The sequence below is a fragment of the Mariniflexile maritimum genome (assembly GCF_009746565.1).
Classification (GTDB): domain Bacteria; phylum Bacteroidota; class Bacteroidia; order Flavobacteriales; family Flavobacteriaceae; genus Mariniflexile; species Mariniflexile maritimum.
Map to the genome: position 1 here is coordinate 56,325 of NZ_WRPN01000009.1, position 19,169 is coordinate 75,493.

The following is a 19,169-nucleotide window of genomic DNA, read 5'->3' on the forward strand; positions in this document are numbered from 1 at the left end:
TTTGATATCCAAAAACAAGGGTTACGTTTTAAGTCTTTTTGGAGGTTTAACAAATTTTGAAGTTACGCATCAATCAGACCTGCGAGGTTTTCAAAACCTTGTAGGTCTAGAAAATCCAGATACCATCCACCCCAACCCACAAGGTAATGAAAAGCGGGATGCTCAAAATACCGTCCATCACAACCTGCAAGGTCTCAAAGACCTTGTAGGTTTGCCAATGAAAGACAAATTCCAACAATACATACAAACCTTGCAAGATACCATTACTTCAAAATTGGAAGCAGTTGATGGTGCCGCAAGGTTTAAAGAAGATATTTGGCAACGACCGGAAGGCGGTGGCGGACGCACGCGAGTTATCGAAAACGGCCATGTTTTTGAAAAAGGTGGTGTTAATATTTCGGCGGTACACGGTAAATTGCCCGAGTCGATGCAAACATTGTTCAACGTAGGCGAAGCCGATTTTTTTGCCTGTGGTTTGAGTTTGGTGCTCCATCCAAAAAACCCCATGGTACCCACTGTTCACGCCAATTGGCGCTATTTTGAAATGTATCCAGATAAGGTAAGTGGGGAAGCTTCCACTTTGGGGGCTAGAGGGCTTTCTTGGTTTGGTGGCGGCCAGGATTTAACGCCCTATTATTTGTTTGAAGAAGATGCCATGCACTTTCACCAAATTTGTAAAATGGCCTGTGATAAGCACAATCCAGATTTTTATCCCAAATATAAAAAACAATGCGACAACTATTTTTGGAACGCACACCGCAACGAAGCCCGTGGCATTGGCGGATTGTTTTTCGATTATTGTAAAGTTTCCGAAGACATGCAAATGGCAGATTGGTACAACTTTGTAACCGAAGTTGGTAATAGTTTTCTTGAGGCTTACGTGCCCATTGTTGAAAAACGCAAAGGGCTGCCTTATACGAAGGCCCAAAGAAATTGGCAGGAAATTCGTCGAGGACGTTATGTGGAATTCAATTTAGTGCACGATAAAGGCACGCTTTTCGGACTCAAAACAAACGGACGCATAGAGAGTATTTTAATGAGCTTGCCACCTCATGTACAATGGCTATACAACCATCACCCTGAATCCGGAAGTGACGAAGAAAAGTTATTAGAAATATTGAAAAAGCCCAAAGATTGGATAACTTCCTAACCCCAAACGGGAACGCGAACGCAAATGAATATTAAAACAAAAATAAACCGTCTTTCAATCCCCTCTTTGGGGGTTAGGGAGCTTTAAACCCTATTGACCCCTAATAGGAATTCCCTCTTTTGGGGGTTAGGGGACTTATATGTATCCACTTAGAAGAAACCGACGATTAAGAACCAACGAAGCCATTAGAAGTTTGGTTCGCGAAACCATCATTTCGCCCAACGACTTTTTAGTGCCTCTTTTTGTGGTTGAAGGCAAAGGTGTTAAAGATGAAATCCCCTCCATGCCCAATTACTTTCGCTACAGCTTGGATTTGTTAGAAAACGAAGTAAAAGAACTTTGGAAGTTGGGTTTAAAATCGGTGTTGCTATTTGTAAAAGTGCCCGATAACTTAAAAGACAACCAAGGTAAAGAAGCCCTAAACCCAAACGGTTTGATGCAACGGGCCATTAAAACCGTAAAAAACGCATGCCCCGATATGTTGGTAATGACCGATGTGGCACTCGACCCCTATTCTGTTTACGGTCATGATGGTATTATTGAAAACGGTATGATAGTAAACGATGCTACTGCCAATTTTCTTGCAGAAATGAGCCTTTCTCACGCTAAAGCGGGTGCCGATTTTGTAGCACCAAGTGATATGATGGACGGACGCATCCTGACCATTCGTGAAGCGTTGGAAAACGATGGTTTCATCAATACAGGTATTATGAGTTATTCCGCTAAATATGCCTCGGCGTTTTATGGGCCCTTTCGCGATGCCCTAGATTCTGCTCCGGTGGATATGATTGATATTCCAAAAGATAAAAAAACCTATCAAATGGATTATGCCAACCGCAAAGAGGCCATTAAAGAAACCGAAATGGATATTGATGAAGGTGCCGACATCGTGATGGTAAAACCAGGATTGTGCTATTTGGACATTGTTCGCGAAATAAAAAATGCAGTAGATGTTCCCGTAGCAGTATATCAAGTTTCTGGCGAGTATGCCATGTTAAAAGCCGCAGCCGAAAAAGGTTGGCTAGACCACGATGCCGTTATGATGGAACAAATTACCGCCATAAAACGAGCAGGAGCCGATGTCATTGTTTCTTATTTTGCCAAGGATGTTGTGAAAATTTTAAATAGATAAAAAACATAACTATTGAAACTTTATATGGCTCTAGCAACGCAGTCAAAGCGTTTTTAAATTGTTTTTGAAATGAGTCCTAAATTAAAACCACATGGAAACCTGCATCATAAAAACCCCTTTAGGTTTTGCCAAAATTAGTGGTGATGCACATGGTATTTCTGAAATAACGATTCTTAATTCTGAAGAAAAAACAACCGATATCATTCCTGTTGCACTGGAAGATTGCGTGTTTCAACTCAATGAATATTTTGAAGGTTCTCGCACACATTTCAACCTTAAATTAAATCCAGAAGGTACCCATTTTCAAAAGCAAGTATGGAAACAGTTGGAACAAATTCCGTATGGAAAAACCATTTCCTATTTAGAACTTTCAAAACAATTGGGCGATGTAAAAGCCATTCGCGCCGTTGCAAATGCCAACGCCAAAAACCCGTTATGGATTATTGTTCCGTGCCACCGCGTTATTGGTAGCGACGATAGTTTAACGGGTTATGCTGGCGGGTTGCACCGAAAACAGTGGTTATTGGAACACGAAAGCCCGAATAAACAGCAAACTTTGTTTTAAACCAATACCGCGAATACACAAATTTTAACCTAATACTAAGTATAAAACCAATTTACTCTAACGTTTACCTTTAGTTGTGATTATTGTTTTCACACCAATTTTTAGCCTCATTCGTGTATTCGTAGCCAAAATAAAATATCTCCTTACCCAGATTTTAATCGCATCGTCGGTTGGAACACATAAAATATTTCCTATATTTATTTCAACTAAACACATCAAAAAAAATGAGATTCTTAAAAAAATTCCTTAAATGGTTTGTAATCATCATCATCGCTCTTGTTGCGCTCTTGTATATTTTCGATTACGGCTATATTTTAAAAGGCATCCGCGTGGTGTATTTTACGGGCCATAACACCGCTTTTATTGATGACTATCCGTATTTTGAAAACGATACCATTAAAAAAGGCACCACGCCCCAGCCCTGGCCCGTTCATAAAGATTATAATACCGTTAAAGCAACCGAGAAACTTTCCAAAGTCAATAAAGAGTGGGGCACCATTGCCTTCCTCATTATTAAAAACGACAGTATTTGGTTTGAAAATTACTATAATGGTTTTAGCGATGACTCCAAAACCAACTCCTTTTCCATGGCAAAAAGCATCACAACCTCGTTACTTGGTAAGGCCATAATGGATGGGTATATTAAAAGTTTGGACCAACCCATAAGTGATTTCTATCCTGAATACAAGGGCGAAAAAACCACGGTGGGCGATTTGGCCTCCATGGCTTCGGGCTTGGATTGGGTTGAAGATTATACCGGCCCTTTTTCAATTACTGCACGGGCGAATTATGATTCTAATTTGGCCAAAACCATGCTAAACCAAAAAATAGTAAACACCCCCGGAAAGGCATTTGAATATTTAAGCGGAGACACCCAATTATTAGGGATGATCATTCAAAAAGCAACCGGAAAAAAATTGGCCAATTATCTGTCTGAAAGCTTTTGGGAACCCATGGGCGCCACAGATGATGCCCTTTGGCAACTGGATGATGGCGAACACCGACTTGCCAAAGCCTTTTGCTGTATTTCCAGCAACGCCAGGGATTTTGCACGTTTTGGAAAACTCTATAAAGACCACGGCAAATGGAACGGCAAGCAACTATTGGATTCGGCGTTTGTTGCAAAATCCATCACGCCACGGTTTAAGGAAAGTCCGCAATACGGCTACGGCTGGTGGATGAAGGATATTGGCAAAAAGCACTTTTTTATGATGCGCGGGCATTTGGGCCAATACGTGATTGTTGAACCTGATGATAATGTGATAATTGTACGCTTGGGCCATAGAAAATCGCCCGATGAAGCAGTAGGGCAATTTACCGAAGACATTTCAGTTTATATTGAAGAAGCTTATAAGATGTTGCATAAATGATTTCAAAATTAAACTTAGAAAACATCTTATTTCTAGATATTGAAACCGTACCCGAAGTTCAATATTTTTCTGAATTGGATGAAACCAAACAAGCGTTGTGGGAACACAAATCGAAATACCAAAGAAAGGACGATGAAACGGCCGAAGATTTTTACGAACGCGCCGGCATTTGGGCCGAATTTGGTAAAATAGTATGTATTTCGGTTGGGTATTTCACGCTTAAAGGCGATGTTAGAAACTTTCGGGTTACTTCCTTTTACGGCGATGAAACCAAAATTTTAAAGGATTTTAAAAACTTGCTCATTTCGCACTTCAGTGAAACAAAACATTTACTTTGTGCGCACAATGGTAAGGAATTCGACTTTCCGTACATGGCACGACGCATGATAATCAACAACATAGCATTGCCCCATAAACTCAACCTTTTTGGAAAAAAACCTTGGGAAGTTCCGCATCTGGATACCTTGGAACTGTGGAAATTTGGCGACTACAAAACCTACACTTCCTTAAAGCTATTAACCAATGTGTTGGGAATTCCATCGCCAAAAGATGATATTGATGGCAGTGAAGTGTGTAGGGTTTTTTATGAAGAAAACGACATCGACCGCATTATTGTTTATTGTGAAAAAGACACTATTGCCGTAGCGCAAATATTTTTACGTTTGCGTGGTGATAACCTTTTAACCGAAGACGAAATTATTCATATATAATTTAGACCTCACAGGTTTTCAAAACCTGTGAGGTCTTTTCAAAAAAAAAAGCAACTTATTATTTAATTCACAAATGCCCCAAAACGCCATTTTAGCCATCAACAATCTTTCTATTTCCTTCGGAGAAAACGAAGTGATCCATAACATGTCCTATCATTTAAACCAAAATGAAATATTAGGGATTGTAGGCGAATCGGGATCGGGGAAATCAGTATCCTCATTGGCCATTTTAGGCTTGCTTCCAAAGAAAATTTCAAAAATCACATCAGGAAAGATTGTATATAAGGATGAAGATTTAACCACGCTTCCTTCAAAAGCCTTCCAAAACATCCGCGGCAAAAAAATAGCGATGATTTTTCAGGAACCCATGAGTTCCTTAAACCCATCCATGACCTGCGGAAAGCAAGTTCAGGAAATATTATTACAGCACACCAAATTATCGAAACAAGAAGCAAAAACAGAAACCCTTTCGCTTTTTGAAAAAGTAAAACTTCCGGATGTTAAGCGTGTTTACGATGCCTACCCACATGAAATTTCGGGAGGCCAAAAACAACGGGTCATGATTGCCATGGCCATAAGCTGCAAACCCGATATTTTAATTGCCGATGAACCCACCACAGCGTTGGATGTGACCGTTCAAAAAAACATCATTCAATTGCTAAAAGAACTGCAGGTTGAAACCCAAATGAGCATCATTTTTATTACACACGATCTGTCTTTAATATCTGAAATAGCAAACCGCATATTGGTGATGTATAAAGGTGAAATTGTAGAACAAGGCGCTGTTTCAACCCTATTTAAAACACCTAAGCATAATTATACCAAGGCACTTATTAATTCGCGCCCCTCGTTAAAAACGCGCTTAAAGGTACTGCCAACCATTAAAGATTATTTGGAAAATACCACCAAACATGAGATTATAACACCAGAAGAACGCCAATTAAATCATGAAAAACTATACAGCAAACCGCCTTTATTGGAAGTTATAAATGTTGAAAAAGCCTATATTTCAAAATCGGGGTGGTTTACAAAACCAGAAATTTTTAAAGCCGTAAACGATGTGAGTTTTAAATTGTATGAAGGCGAAACCTTGGGGTTGGTAGGCGAATCGGGCTGCGGAAAATCTACTTTGGGTAACGCGATCCTTCAGTTGGATAAGGCCACGGCAGGACAAATTTTATATAAGGGTGTTGATATCACAAAGCTTTCAAATGCAGAAATAAAAAAACTTCGGAAGGATATCCAGATTATTTTTCAAGATCCCTATTCCTCTTTAAACCCAAGAATGCCCGTGGGTGAAGCCATTATGGAACCTATGAGAGTGCACAACCTCTATAAATCGGATGTAGAGCGAAAGGAACAGGTTTTGGAAATCTTAAAAAAAGTTGGCTTGTCCGAAGCTCATTTTAACCGCTATCCGCACGAGTTTTCGGGCGGACAACGTCAACGTATTGGTATTGCTCGAACCATTGCGTTACAGCCTAAATTGATAGTGTGCGATGAGTCGGTTTCGGCTTTGGATATTTCCGTTCAAGCGCAGGTTTTAAACTTATTGAACAAGCTTAAGGCAGATTTTGGGTTTACCTATATTTTTATATCGCACGATTTGGCAGTTGTAAAATATATGAGCGACCAATTGTTGGTAATGAATAAAGGAAAAATTGAAGAATTGGACGATGCCGATGTTATTTACGCATCGCCCAAAACAGATTATACTAAAAAGCTAATAGCGGCTATTCCAAAAGGCTTATAGCATAAAGATTTTTTTGGTTAAATACAGTAAACTTTTAATAAATCGTAAATTCCCACGCATGGTTTCTTTGAATTTACTTTCTTGAAAGGTAGGTTGTTCAGGTAGATTTGCGGTAAAATTCATAATGTTAAGTTTAAGGTAGATTTGGGGAAATCCAATGTATTATTAATATGGTTTATTTGGGGATAGCTAATATCACATTTTTTTTTCAAAATACCAGACTAAAATCAAATAAAATCGATTAAAACACAAAATATTTAACATTCACGCGATTTTTCCTAAGGTTTTGATAACGGAATAGAAAGGTGCTTTCCACTAAAAAAAGAGGATTGGGAACCAACAAATTTAATAGCGATGGCATCCAATAAACACAAAAAAAAATCGCCTAAAACTTATGTTTTAAGCGATTGTTTATTTTTTATGTGAAAAAGCAGACTTAGTCCTTTTTTTCATCATTCTTTACATCGTCTCTGCTGGCATCCTTAAATTCTTTTATACCACTGCCTAGGCCTCTCATTAATTCTGGAATTTTTTTGCCTCCAAACAATAATAAAATAACCACCACAATAAGTACAACTTGCATTGGGCCAATAGCTCCTAGAAATATACTTGATGAGATCATAACGGATGAATTTATTTGGCAAAGTTAATAATTAAAATTTAATATCATCGTTTTTGGTATAACTTTAGCAGTTCAATAACATTAAAATATAAAAACACCCATTTTGCCGATTTTTTTTATGGTTTTTTAGTGTTTTCAATGTGTGTGATAATTTAAGTGAAACCCTTTTTGCAAATTTTTAGAGTCATTTATTCGTGAAAATCAGCGCGATTTGCATCAAAAAACAAGGAGATGTATTATAATGCGGCTGCCCCAATAACTTTAGCATAAAGCCAACGCGTCTTGCAATAATTTTATTTAATTTTGTTTTTAATATGGAAGAAAAGAAAAGAGGAAATAAAAAGATAAAACGAAAATTACTGGATAAGTATCGGTTGGTAATACTTAAAGAGAGCACCTTTGAAGAACGTTTGTCCATTAAGTTAACCCGTTTGAACGTTTTCGTTCTGGTCTCCTTGTCGGCTATTTTTTTAATTGCCGGCACCACCATATTAATTGCTTACACCTCACTGCGTGAATACATACCGGGGTATTCATCGGCAAAATTAAAGAAGCAAGCCACAGAGTTGAATTACAAAACCGATTCCTTACAACAGGTCATAAACTTGAACGAACGCTATTTTGCTTCTATAAAAAAGGTTTTACAGGGCGATGTAAGTGCCAATTTGGATAAGGATTCCATTATTGCAGCAGTAAAATTAGAGGCAAGTGAGGTAGATTTAACCCCAAGCGCAGAAGACTCGCTTTTACGGGAAAAAATAAGTAAGGAAGATAAGTACAACCTGTTTGAATCGGCAACTTCGGCATCCAATTTCGTGCTGTTCTCGCCAGTAAGCGGTACCATAAGCGATACCTACAACCCCAAAAAGAAACATTACGCTGTTGATATTGTAGTACCCAAAAACACCCCAATAAAGGCCACAGCCGATGGTACGGTTATTTTTGCCGATTGGACTGCCAGTACGGGCTATGTTATAATTATTGAGCATAGTTATGGGCTTATTTCGGTTTACAAACACAATGCAGCGTTAACAAAATCGCAAGGCGATTTGGTAAAGGCGGGCGAGGTTATTGCAACCGCAGGCAACACGGGCGAACTTAGCACCGGCCCCCATTTGCACTTCGAGCTTTGGAACGACGGCTACCCCATAAACCCCACAAATTTCATCGATTTTAAATGATATGGTTTGGATCTGTTATCGGCTTTCCCTTCTTCAGTCATCGGTATCCCGCCATTTGCATCCCTCATCCCTTCATTCAACATAAAATAGCATGATGTCCCTTAAATCCATCCTAGCAAAACCGTTTGCAAAACAAGTTTACAAAACCATTCAAAAATGGGCGCAAAAACCCATCGAAACCCAAGCACAGGTATTTAAAACGTTGATTTTAGAGGGCGCGGGCACACAATTTGGGAAAGACCACGATTTTAAAAACATACAGACCCATACCGATTTTGTTAAACGCGTTCCCATTAGGGATTATGAAGATTTAAAGCCCTACATAGAACGGGTTGTTGCAGGTGAAGACAATATACTTTGGAAAGGGAAACCCCTTTATTTTGCCAAAACATCGGGCACAACCTCGGGCGCAAAATACATCCCTATTACCAAGGAAAGCATGCCACATCACATTGAAGCGGCCAGAAATGCTATTTTAATGTACATTCACGAAACAGGCAACAGTAAGTTTGTTAACGGAAAAATGATTTTTCTTCAAGGAAGTCCGCTACTTAAAGAGCAAAACGGCATACAATTGGGGCGACTTTCCGGAATCGTAGCGCATTATGTGCCTAAGTACCTTCAGAAAAACCGCTTGCCATCATGGGAAACCAACTGTATTGAAGATTGGGAAACCAAAGTGGATGCCATAGTTGAAGAAACCTTGCCCGAAGATATGACCATTATTTCAGGAATTCCTTCGTGGGTACAGATGTATTTTGAAAAACTTCAGCAAAAAACAGGTAAAAAAGTAGGCGATGTATTTAAAAACTTCAACCTGTTTATTTTTGGAGGCGTTAATTATGAACCTTACCGGGCCAAATTTGAAAATTTAATAGGCCGAAAAGTAGATAGTATCGAGCTCTATCCGGCAAGTGAAGGTTTTTTTGCCTTTCAGGACACGCAAAATGAAAAGGGAATGCTGCTGCAATTAAATTCGGGCATTTTTTATGAGTTTATTGTTGCTGATGAATTTTTTAGCGAAAACCCAAAACGGATGATCTTGGAAGCTGTTGAAGTGGGCATAAACTACGTGATGATTATTTCAACAAACGCCGGTCTTTGGGCCTATAATATTGGCGATACGGTTCAGTTTACATCCATTAAACCCTACCGCGTTATTGTTTCGGGGCGTATCAAGCATTTTATTTCGGCTTTTGGTGAGCACGTTATTGGTAAAGAAGTGGAACAGGCCATGCAAGAGGCGGTTTTTGGCACCGAGATACAAATTTCAGAATTTACGGTGGCACCACAAATAAGCCCAAAAGAAGGCTTGCCCTATCACGAATGGTTCATCGAGTTTGAAAATGAACCCGAAAATCTCTCGGCTTTTGCAACAAAAATTGATGCCTCACTTCAAAAGCAAAACATTTATTATTTCGATTTAATCCAGGGCAAGGTATTGCAACCCCTTAAAATAACCAAGGTTAAAAAAGGTGGTTTTCAGGCTTATATGAAATCGGTAGGCAAGTTGGGCGGACAAAACAAGCTGCCACGACTAGCAAACGACAGGAAAATTGTTGAAGGGCTTACACAAACAAATTAACGCAAATAATGTTATATTTGCCTGATTAAAAAAAAGATATGGGCAACAAAAAGCACCACGAAAGAACACGCGCTCAAGAAAGCACCAATGCTATTGAACGGATGTATATTACTATGCGCCACTTGTTTAATAGGGGCTTTTACAAGCCAATGGGCATTTCTGGTGAAACGCTTCGTCAATCATTGTTGTTGCTAAGACCCGAGATTTACGGTTCCATAGGCGAGGAAAAAGCCGAACTAGAGGGCTTGTTGTATGTTATAGATAGGCTTCCTATTGGCATTGAAGAGTGTACCTTTATCAATTTAACGAGCGATGAGGGCTATTCAAACTCACATTTCAAAGTCATGATTCCTGAAAAAAGAAGGCGTAATTGCTACCGAATCGATTCCGAGCAAATGAATATTGAAATTACCCGTGGCCGTTCGGAAATTTATGATATTTTAACCCATCTTACCTTTCTTTTTATTGAATCGTATAAAATAAGCAGTCGTGTTTTAATTGATGAAAGTGGCGCCACCACCCGCGATTGGGTAAAGCTGGAAAGTGCCGTTTTGTCCAAAAAGAAACTTACCCAAGCCGAACGGGAAATAGCCCTTACCCATACCGCCAACATTTTAGGGCGCACCTTTGATGAACTTAGGGAAGTGTATGCCAGTTTTGCAACCCCCTCGCAACCAGAACGATTGCTGCATATTGTGTATTGGTTAGGGAAATTGGCCATAGAAGAACAAATAAACAACAACAAGCGAACCGTTACGTTTAGTCCTGTTTTAAGAGAACGTTTGGGCCACCACATACACGGTGAGATTTGGGCCGACACCATAAAGGAAGTACTGTACAAAAACAATTTATTAGAAAGACCCATTCATATCATTAGTGCCAACATGCACAGCGTTATGAATACCCTTTTTTCGCCCTCGGCTTTAAAAACCGCAACACCACAAAAGGATGTTTATAGTGTTTATGAGCAGTTAAGCATGAAAGAAAACAATGAGCTTCGCAACAAAGTAACCAAAGAAGCCTTAAAAAACGGCATGATTTATATTGAAGATGCTTCGGGCACCAAGATAGACGTACAAATTTTTGATACCAGCAAGCTCGATGTTTCAAAATTGGATATTCAAGTTGATGAAAATCTTATAAAATCTACAAAGCCGGTTATCTTGGTTATGGATTATGCCTTTGGCGAACAAGCTTATGAAACCATTGACGAGCTTTTAAAGCCCTACAAAGTAAAAGGCAAAAAAACACATTTGAACATCGATTCCATTTCCATCATGGGGAAAGCAGGTATTTTGGAAGGTGGCAAAGGCGATATTATGATACCTACGGCCCATATTTTTGAAGGCACTGCCGATAATTACCCATTCCACAACGAACTATCAAAAGAAGATTTGGAGGGGCAAGGTATTGATGTGTATGCAGGCACCATGATTACCGTATTGGGTACTTCGCTTCAAAATAAAGATATATTAAAATTCTTTTACAATTCTACCTGGAGCGTTATTGGGCTAGAAATGGAAGGAGCCCATTACCAAAAGGCCATTCAAGCGGCCTCGAAGGTAAGAGGCAGCATCAGCCCCAATGTAAAGGTAAGGTACGCTTATTATGCCAGTGATAATCCTTTGGAAACCGGTGCAACTCTGGCTTCTGGCGGTTTAGGGACAACGGGCGTAAAACCAACCTATTTAATTACACGAAAAATAATAGAACAAATATTTAATTAAAAACAAACTACCAAATGAGCAAAGATTTGCCACAACCACAACCATCTGAGGAAGTTGAATTAGGACAGTTATTCAAACTAATAGGAAATGCTTTCGACCGTTTTTTTAAGTTTATAGGAAATATTTTTAAAAATTTATTTTTGGCTTTTGTATGGTTTGTGTTTTTTATTAAAACACATATTATAAAACTTGCCATTGCAGGCGTAGTTGGATTGGGCATTGGGATTTTGCTGGACAAAACCTTAGAACCCGTTTATAAATCATACGCAACAATTAAACAAAATTACCCTACCGGAGAGCATCTATACAATTCAATAAGTTATTATAAAGATTTGGTTAGGCAAAATGATATTAATACTCTTAAGCACACCTTGAATATTGAAGAGTCGGAAGCGGCATCCATTTTAGATTTTGAAATTACCCCAGTTATTACTGAAAACCAAAAGCTTCAAAATTATGATGCTTACATCAAGACATTGGATTCCGTAGTAGCATCAAAGGTAAAATACGAAACCTATATATCAAATTTTGAGGATTATACTTATGAGTATCAACAAATTGCGATTAAGGCCAAGGCAAGGAACAATTTCAAGAAAGTATTTGACAAAATTGTAGAAAACATTGATAAGAATGAATTTTTTGCTAGAGAACAACAAAAAGATTTAAGCGAATTGAAAAACGAAGAAGAGGCTTTGCTCGAAGCCCTTAAACAATCCGATTCTTTGCAAAGCACCTATAAGCGTGTACTTGAAAAAGTGTTGGATAAAGATAAAACGGCACAAACCAGCATCACCTTTGAAGGTTCCACTCAAGTAGATAAAACAAAAGAATATGAACTATTTAAAAGTAACTTGGAAATAAGAGAGAAATTAGTTGAAAACAGAAGGAAACAAGCCGACAAGGAATTTGTAATTGAAGTGGTTTCAAGTAAACAGGAAAGTGGTGTTATTGATAAAACAAAAAAGGTTTTTGGCAAAACAGTTAGCAGTAAAATGTTTTATGCCGGTGGTATTGTATTTTTAACATTGTTGGTTCTATTAGCGTTACAGTTCATTAAATTTTTAGAAAAGTATAAAAATTAGTAAATGAAGATTTTAATTACCGGAGGCGCCGGATTTATTGGCTCTCATGTAGTAAGGCAGTTTGTAAACAACTATCCAAATTATCATATTTTTAATTTAGACAAACTCACTTATGCCGGTAATCTAGAAAACCTAAAGGATATTGAAAACAAGCCCAATTATACGTTTATTAAAGCCGATATTACCAACGAAACCTTTATAAACAACTTATTTGAAAAGCACCAATTTGAAAGGGTTATTCATTTAGCGGCCGAATCGCATGTAGATCGTTCCATATTACACCCATTGGCATTTGTAAATACAAACGTAATAGGCACCATCATTCTTCTAAATGCGTTCAAAAATACATGGGAAGATAATTTCAAGAATAAATTATTTTATCACATCAGCACCGATGAGGTGTATGGCGCCTTAGGGCAAACGGGCTTGTTTAAGGAAACTACGGCTTACCACCCCAATTCGCCCTATTCCGCTTCAAAAGCAAGCTCCGATCATTTTGTAAGGGCTTATGGGGAAACTTATGGCATCCCTTATGTAATAACAAATTGTTCTAATAATTATGGCCCAAACCAATTTCCTGAAAAGTTAATTCCACTATTTATAAATAACATCATAAACAACAAACCCTTACCTGTTTACGGCGATGGCAATTATACCAGAGACTGGCTGTATGTAAAAGATCATGCTGTTGCCATTGATTTAGTTTTTCATAAAGGAAAAAACCTAGAAACCTATAATATTGGAGGTTTTAATGAATGGAAAAACATAAATTTGGTTACGTTGTTATGCCAACAAATGGATAAAAAGCTGAATAGGGAAAAAGGTGCTTCAGAAAAATTGATAACTTATGTTAAAGACCGACCGGGTCACGATTTAAGGTATGCTATTGACGCATCAAAAATAAACAAAGAATTAGGTTGGAAACCAAGTGTAACTTTTGAACAGGGACTGGATAAAACCATTGATTGGTATTTGGAAAATGAAGTTTGGTTAAAAAGTGTTACTAGTGGCGATTATCAGTCGTATTACGACAGGCAGTATAGTTAAGTTAAAAGGTTATAAAGTTAAAAGGTTATAAAGTTATGATTAGTTGTGCTTAGATAATTATTATGGATAAAGCAAAATCTCATAAAGATTTAAAAGTTTGGCAGGAATCTATGGACTTCGTTATTCTTATTTATAAGGTTTCTGAAGATTTCCCTAAGCATGAGATTTATGGACTTTCTTCTCAAATTCGAAGAGCGGCTGTTTCAATTCCTTCAAATATAGCTGAAGGGGCAGGAAGGAAAGGAGAAAATGAATTTAAACAATTTTTATATATTGCTTTGGGATCACTTTCAGAAGTTGAAACACAATTAGAAATTTCTCTAAGATTAGGTTATATAAATGATATAGAAATTATCAACAACAGCATTTATTTTATTAGGAATATACTTTCAAACCTTATAAAAAGTTTAAAGTAAACATAACCATTTAACCACGTAACCATATAACTATATAACCATATAACCCCATAACCCCATAACCTCAAAAAAATGAAAGGCATCATACTCGCAGGAGGCTCCGGAACACGGTTGCACCCACTTACCAAAGTGGTTAGTAAGCAACTCATGCCCATTTATGATAAACCCATGATTTACTACCCGTTAACAACGTTAATGTCGGCAGGAATTCAGGAAATCCTCATCATCTCAACCTCAAAGGATACCCCCCGATTTAAAGAATTATTGGGAAATGGAAAAGAATATGGTTGCACTTTTGAATACGCCATTCAAGAACAACCCAATGGATTGGCAGAAGCTTTTTTAATTGGCGAAACATTTATAGGGCAAGATAGCGTTGCACTTATTTTGGGCGACAATATTTTTCACGGTTCGGGTCTCAACGAAATCCTTCAAGCAACCACTAACCCTAATGGGGGCGTTATTTTTGCCTATCATGTGCAGGACCCACAGCGTTATGGAGTGGTTGAATTTGACTCGAACAATAAGGTTATTTCAATCGAGGAAAAACCAGAAAAACCAAAGTCGCATTATGCCGTTCCGGGTATTTATTTTTACGATAATTCGGTTGTTCAAATAGCAAAAAACATACAACCCAGCAAACGTGGCGAACTGGAAATTACCGATGTTAACAAAGCCTATTTAAAACAAGGCAAATTAAAAGTACAAATGCTCGATAAAGGTATCGCATGGTTAGATACCGGTACGTTTCAGTCGTTAATGCAAGCATCCCAATTTGTACAGGTCATTGAAGAGCGCCAAGGTCAAAAAATAGGATGCATCGAAGAAGTCGCTTATAAAATGGGCTATATCAATATAAAACAATTACATAAACTGGCAGAACCGTTATTAAAAAGCGGTTATGGCCAATACCTTCAACAATTATAATTTATGGTTATTGAAGAAACATATTTAAAAGGCTGTTTTGTTATTACACCAAAGGTTTTTGAAGACGAAAGGGGTTATTTCTTCGAGAGTTTCAACCAAAAAACATTTGAAGCCGAAACCGGATTGAAAGTTAATTTCGTTCAGGACAACCAATCAAAATCCTCAAAAGGTGTATTACGTGGCTTACATTTTCAAATAGGTGAACATGCACAGGCAAAATTAGTACAGGTTATAAAAGGGAAAGTATTGGATGTTTGTGTTGATATTAGAAAAGAATCGCCCACATTTGGGAAGCAATTCTCATTAATTCTTGATGAGGTAGATCGCAAGCAACTTTATATCCCCAGAGGGTTTGCCCACGGGTTTGTGGTTTTGGAAAACGACACCATTTTTTCGTATAAATGCGATAATTTTTATAATAAAGCTTTTGAAGCAGGTATTATATTTAATGATGAAGATTTAAAAATAGACTGGGGTTTTTCAAAAAAAACACTTCTTATTTCAGAAAAAGATTTATCGCTCCCTTCATTTAAAGACTTAAATTTTTAATTTTCTTTTTTTATGGAAACGCTAGCACCCAACACCCAACACCCAACATACATAGTGGTAACTGGTGCCAACGGGCAGTTAGGAAAAACGATTGAAGAATTGTTTTTTAATAATGAAGAAGGCTTCCATGTCACCTTTGTTTCAAAAGAAACGCTTGATATTACAAATGCTTCGGAACTTAAAAGTTTTTTCAACAAAAACAATTACAACTATTGTATAAACTGTGCTGCCTATACAAACGTTGAACAAGCCGAAAAAACACCCGAATTAGCTTACAAAGTAAATGCCGAAGGCGTTAAAAATTTAACCGAGGCTTGCAAAGAAACCAACACCATTTTAATCCATATTTCAACCGATTATGTGTTTGATGGCAAAAAAAATGAACCTTATACCGTTACCGACCTGCCAAACCCCATAAACGAATATGGCAAATCTAAGCTATTGGGCGAACAGCACATCCAAAACAGCTTAAAACGTTATTTTATTATAAGAACATCGTGGTTGTACAGTAAAAAATACGGCAAAAATTTTTATAGGACCATTCTTGAAAAAGCAAAAACGGCAGAAGTGCTATCTATTACAACAGAACAAATGGGCTGTCCTACCAACACCGAAAATCTTGCCGCCTTTATTTACACGATCATTAAAACCAAAAACAATAATTTCGGGATTTATCACTTTTCAGATAATAAACCAATGACGTGGTACGATTTCGCAAAACAGATTTTAACCGAAAACAACTTATTAAAAAACATAAACCTTGTTGAAAGTGATAAATACCTTACTTTTGCACAGCGACCTAAAAATTCGGTATTAAAAAACAATTAAAAACCAAATCAACCTGCCTAACCGCTTAGCATGAAAGCAAAGAAAAGAATCCTTATTGTATTTGGAACCCGGCCTGAAGCCATAAAAATGGCCCCTTTGGTTAAAGCATTTGAAAGGGAAAATGAAAATTTCGAGACAAAAGTTTGCATTACGGCACAACATAGGGAAATGCTAGACCAAGTGCTTGATTTTTTTGAGATTACGCCCAACTACGATTTAAACCTTATGAAACCCAATCAAAATCTGTATGGGTTAACTACCGATATTATCCTGAGTTTAAAACCTGTTTTAGAAGAATTTAAACCCGATTATGTATTTGTTCATGGCGATACCACCACCACCATGGCCACAAGTATTGCCGGGTTTTATTCTGGGGCGCAAATATGCCATGTAGAGGCTGGTTTACGAACCTTTAATATGCAATCGCCCTTCCCTGAAGAGATGAACCGCTCTGTAACTGGCGTACTTGCAAATGTTCATTTTGCACCAACACCAACTTCAAAACAAAATCTGCTTAACGAAAACAAGTTGGAAACAAGTATCGTAATTACCGGAAACACGGTTATAGATGCCCTATTGTATAGTGTTGAAAAGGTAAATTCAAAGGATTTTACTGATGAGGAAATAGAATCTCTAAAAAAAGCAATAAACCCCGCCAAACGATTGATTTTAGTTACGGGACACCGCAGGGAAAATCACGGACAGGGGTTTATAAACATCTGCAAAGCACTAAAGCAAATTGCTGTTGAAAATAACGATTGCGAAATAATTTATCCTGTACATCTAAACCCAAACGTTCAAAAGCCCGTTTATGAGCTTTTGGCAAATATTGAAAACGTGAAATTAATTGCGCCTTTATCATACCCGGCGTTTGTTTGGTTAATGGAAAAAGCATATCTCATTATAACCGATAGCGGCGGTGTGCAAGAAGAAGCACCAAGTTTGGGAAAACCAGTTTTGGTAATGCGAAACACAACCGAACGTCCCGAAGCTGTTGAAGCAGGTACCGTATTGCTTGTAGGCACCGACACAGAAAAGATTGTTTTTGAAACGCACAAGCTTCTAAAAGACAACCATTTATATACCAACATGAGTAAGTTGCACAATCCGTATGGCGATGGCAATGCGTGTAATAAAATTGTAAACCATATCAAAACATTAAAATAATGAATCAACCAAAAGTCGTAATGATAGGACTGGGCTATATAGGCCTACCCACAGCAGCATTAATAGCGCAGAGCAAAATGCACGTTCACGGGGTTGATATCAACCCGGTAGTTGTTGATACCATCAATGCCGGTAAAATCCATATCGTAGAACCCGAGTTGGACCATGCCGTTGCCAGTGCCGTTAAGGCAGGGTTTTTAAAAGCATCAACAACGCCCGTTGAGGCATCTACATACCTTATCGTGGTTCCAACACCGTTTAAGGCCAAAAACGAACCGGATATTTCGTTTGTAGAAGCTGCCACAAAAGCCATTATTCCGTTACTTAAAGAAGACGATTTATATATTATTGAATCTACTTCACCAGTAGGGACCACCGAAAAAATGATGCAACTCATTTATCACGAACGCCCCGATTTAAAGGGAAAATTAAACATTGCCTACTGTCCGGAACGTGTACTACCAGGAAATGTAATGTATGAGTTGGTCCATAACGACCGTGTAATAGGTGGCGTAAATGAAAGGTCAACCGAAAAAGCCATCACCTTTTATAGCCAATTCATAAAAGGCGATTTGCATAAAACCAATGCCCGAACCGCTGAAATGTGCAAACTTGTAGAAAACTCATCGCGCGATGTGCAAATTGCGTTTGCCAATGAGTTATCGCTTATTTGTGATAAAGCCGACATCAATGTTTGGGAACTCATCAAATTAGCCAACAAGCACCCTAGAGTGAACATATTGCAACCGGGTTGTGGTGTAGGCGGCCATTGTATTGCGGTAGATCCTTATTTTATTGTTTCAGAATATCCCATGGAATCAAAAATAATAGGGAAAGCAAGAGAGATAAACAATTATAAGTCGTTTTGGTGTGCTGAAAAAATACAAAGCACCAAGTTACAATTTGAATTAAAGCACGGAAGAAAACCAAGCATTGCCTTAATGGGGCTGGCATTTAAACCAAATATTGATGATTTAAGAGAGTCGCCCGCAAAATATATTGTTCAAAAAGTACTGCAAAATGCGAATAATGAAGAATATTATATTGTGGAACCCAATATAGAAACGCACAAAGTATTTAAACTTACAAATTATAAGGAAGCTGTTGAAAAAGCAGATATTATTGCATTTTTGGTGGCCCATAAAGAGTTTAAAAATCTTGACATATCTAACAATAAAATTGTTTTGGATTTTTGTGGTATTGTACAGTAGTACAGTTGTTAACGGCTTTGGTAGATAGCTAATGTTTCGTTTTGTTTATAGATGGTTTCAAAATGCTCTTCAATTACAAGATTTCACTAAGTCAACATGGTTTTATAAGTAAAATTTAAACTACCTGTAATTATTTACTTAAAAAAG

18 protein-coding genes are annotated in these 19,169 nt (G+C 37.8%); 17 read left to right on the top strand and 1 reads right to left on the bottom strand.

Annotated elements, in window-relative coordinates; genetic code table 11:
• Positions 1-217: 217 nt before the first annotated feature.
• The 6 genes from hemF to GQO80_RS12000 all read left to right on the top strand — a co-directional run bounded on the left by hemF (position 218) and on the right by GQO80_RS12000 (position 6,680).
• Entirely contained in the window at positions 218-1,150 is a 933-nt protein-coding gene (gene hemF / locus GQO80_RS15890) for an oxygen-dependent coproporphyrinogen oxidase (protein WP_232333180.1), read from the top strand.
• Between the two features lie 139 nt (positions 1,151-1,289).
• A complete protein-coding gene (hemB, locus tag GQO80_RS11980; protein ID WP_157208603.1) occupies positions 1,290-2,282 on the top strand; it encodes a porphobilinogen synthase in 993 nt (330 codons plus the stop codon).
• 91 nt (positions 2,283-2,373) lie between these two features.
• The gene (locus GQO80_RS11985; protein ID WP_157208604.1) at positions 2,374-2,847 is read left to right on the top strand and encodes a methylated-DNA--[protein]-cysteine S-methyltransferase; all 474 of its coding nucleotides are present in this window, start codon (positions 2,374-2,376) and stop codon (positions 2,845-2,847) included.
• Positions 2,848-3,071: 224 nt separating this feature from the next.
• On the top strand, positions 3,072-4,217 hold the full coding sequence (locus GQO80_RS11990; RefSeq protein WP_157208605.1) for a serine hydrolase domain-containing protein: 1,146 nt from the start codon (positions 3,072-3,074) through the stop codon (positions 4,215-4,217).
• A complete protein-coding gene (locus GQO80_RS11995) occupies positions 4,214-4,927 on the top strand; it encodes a 3'-5' exonuclease (RefSeq protein WP_157208606.1) in 714 nt (237 codons plus the stop codon). The genes GQO80_RS11990 and GQO80_RS11995 overlap by 4 nt, the downstream gene beginning before the upstream one ends.
• Positions 4,928-5,000: 73 nt before the next feature.
• Complete coding sequence (locus GQO80_RS12000) at positions 5,001-6,680, top strand: ABC transporter ATP-binding protein (RefSeq protein WP_157208607.1); 1,680 nt, start codon at positions 5,001-5,003, stop codon at positions 6,678-6,680.
• A 436-nt stretch (positions 6,681-7,116) separates the two neighbouring features.
• Here the strand turns inward: GQO80_RS12000 and tatA are convergent, their stop codons facing one another.
• Complete coding sequence (gene tatA, locus GQO80_RS12005) at positions 7,117-7,302, bottom strand: twin-arginine translocase TatA/TatE family subunit (RefSeq protein ID WP_157208608.1); 186 nt, start codon at positions 7,300-7,302, stop codon at positions 7,117-7,119.
• A gap of 314 nt (positions 7,303-7,616) precedes the next feature.
• Between tatA and GQO80_RS12010 the strand changes: the two genes are divergently transcribed.
• The 11 genes from GQO80_RS12010 (at position 7,617) to wecC (ending at position 19,022) form a co-directional block, all read left to right on the top strand.
• On the top strand, positions 7,617-8,483 hold the full coding sequence (locus GQO80_RS12010; RefSeq protein WP_157208609.1) for a M23 family metallopeptidase: 867 nt from the start codon (positions 7,617-7,619) through the stop codon (positions 8,481-8,483).
• 91 nt (positions 8,484-8,574) lie between these two features.
• The gene (locus GQO80_RS12015; protein WP_198037780.1) at positions 8,575-10,068 is read left to right on the top strand and encodes a GH3 auxin-responsive promoter family protein; all 1,494 of its coding nucleotides are present in this window, start codon (positions 8,575-8,577) and stop codon (positions 10,066-10,068) included.
• A 38-nt stretch (positions 10,069-10,106) separates the two neighbouring features.
• The gene (locus GQO80_RS12020) at positions 10,107-11,795 is read left to right on the top strand and encodes a DUF6909 family protein (protein WP_157208610.1); all 1,689 of its coding nucleotides are present in this window, start codon (positions 10,107-10,109) and stop codon (positions 11,793-11,795) included.
• A gap of 14 nt (positions 11,796-11,809) precedes the next feature.
• Positions 11,810-12,877: a hypothetical protein gene (locus GQO80_RS12025; protein ID WP_157208611.1), complete on the top strand. Its 1,068-nt coding sequence runs from the start codon at positions 11,810-11,812 to the stop codon at positions 12,875-12,877.
• A gap of 3 nt (positions 12,878-12,880) precedes the next feature.
• On the top strand, positions 12,881-13,924 hold the full coding sequence (gene rfbB, locus GQO80_RS12030) for a dTDP-glucose 4,6-dehydratase (RefSeq protein ID WP_157208612.1): 1,044 nt from the start codon (positions 12,881-12,883) through the stop codon (positions 13,922-13,924).
• 62 nt (positions 13,925-13,986) lie between these two features.
• Positions 13,987-14,340: a four helix bundle protein gene (locus GQO80_RS12035; RefSeq protein WP_157208613.1), complete on the top strand. Its 354-nt coding sequence runs from the start codon at positions 13,987-13,989 to the stop codon at positions 14,338-14,340.
• Between the two features lie 72 nt (positions 14,341-14,412).
• Positions 14,413-15,267, top strand: coding sequence for a glucose-1-phosphate thymidylyltransferase RfbA (gene rfbA / locus GQO80_RS12040; protein WP_157208614.1), 855 nt, complete (start codon positions 14,413-14,415; stop codon positions 15,265-15,267).
• Between the two features lie 3 nt (positions 15,268-15,270).
• Complete coding sequence (gene rfbC / locus GQO80_RS12045; RefSeq protein WP_157208615.1) at positions 15,271-15,816, top strand: dTDP-4-dehydrorhamnose 3,5-epimerase; 546 nt, start codon at positions 15,271-15,273, stop codon at positions 15,814-15,816.
• Between the two features lie 12 nt (positions 15,817-15,828).
• Complete coding sequence (gene rfbD / locus GQO80_RS12050; RefSeq protein WP_157208616.1) at positions 15,829-16,644, top strand: dTDP-4-dehydrorhamnose reductase; 816 nt, start codon at positions 15,829-15,831, stop codon at positions 16,642-16,644.
• Between the two features lie 30 nt (positions 16,645-16,674).
• Positions 16,675-17,811, top strand: a complete 1,137-nt coding sequence (wecB, locus tag GQO80_RS12055) for a non-hydrolyzing UDP-N-acetylglucosamine 2-epimerase (protein ID WP_157208617.1) — start codon at positions 16,675-16,677, stop codon at positions 17,809-17,811.
• Entirely contained in the window at positions 17,811-19,022 is a 1,212-nt protein-coding gene (gene wecC / locus GQO80_RS12060) for a UDP-N-acetyl-D-mannosamine dehydrogenase (RefSeq protein ID WP_157208618.1), read from the top strand. The genes wecB and wecC overlap by 1 nt, the downstream gene beginning before the upstream one ends.
• Positions 19,023-19,169: the final 147 nt, after the last annotated feature.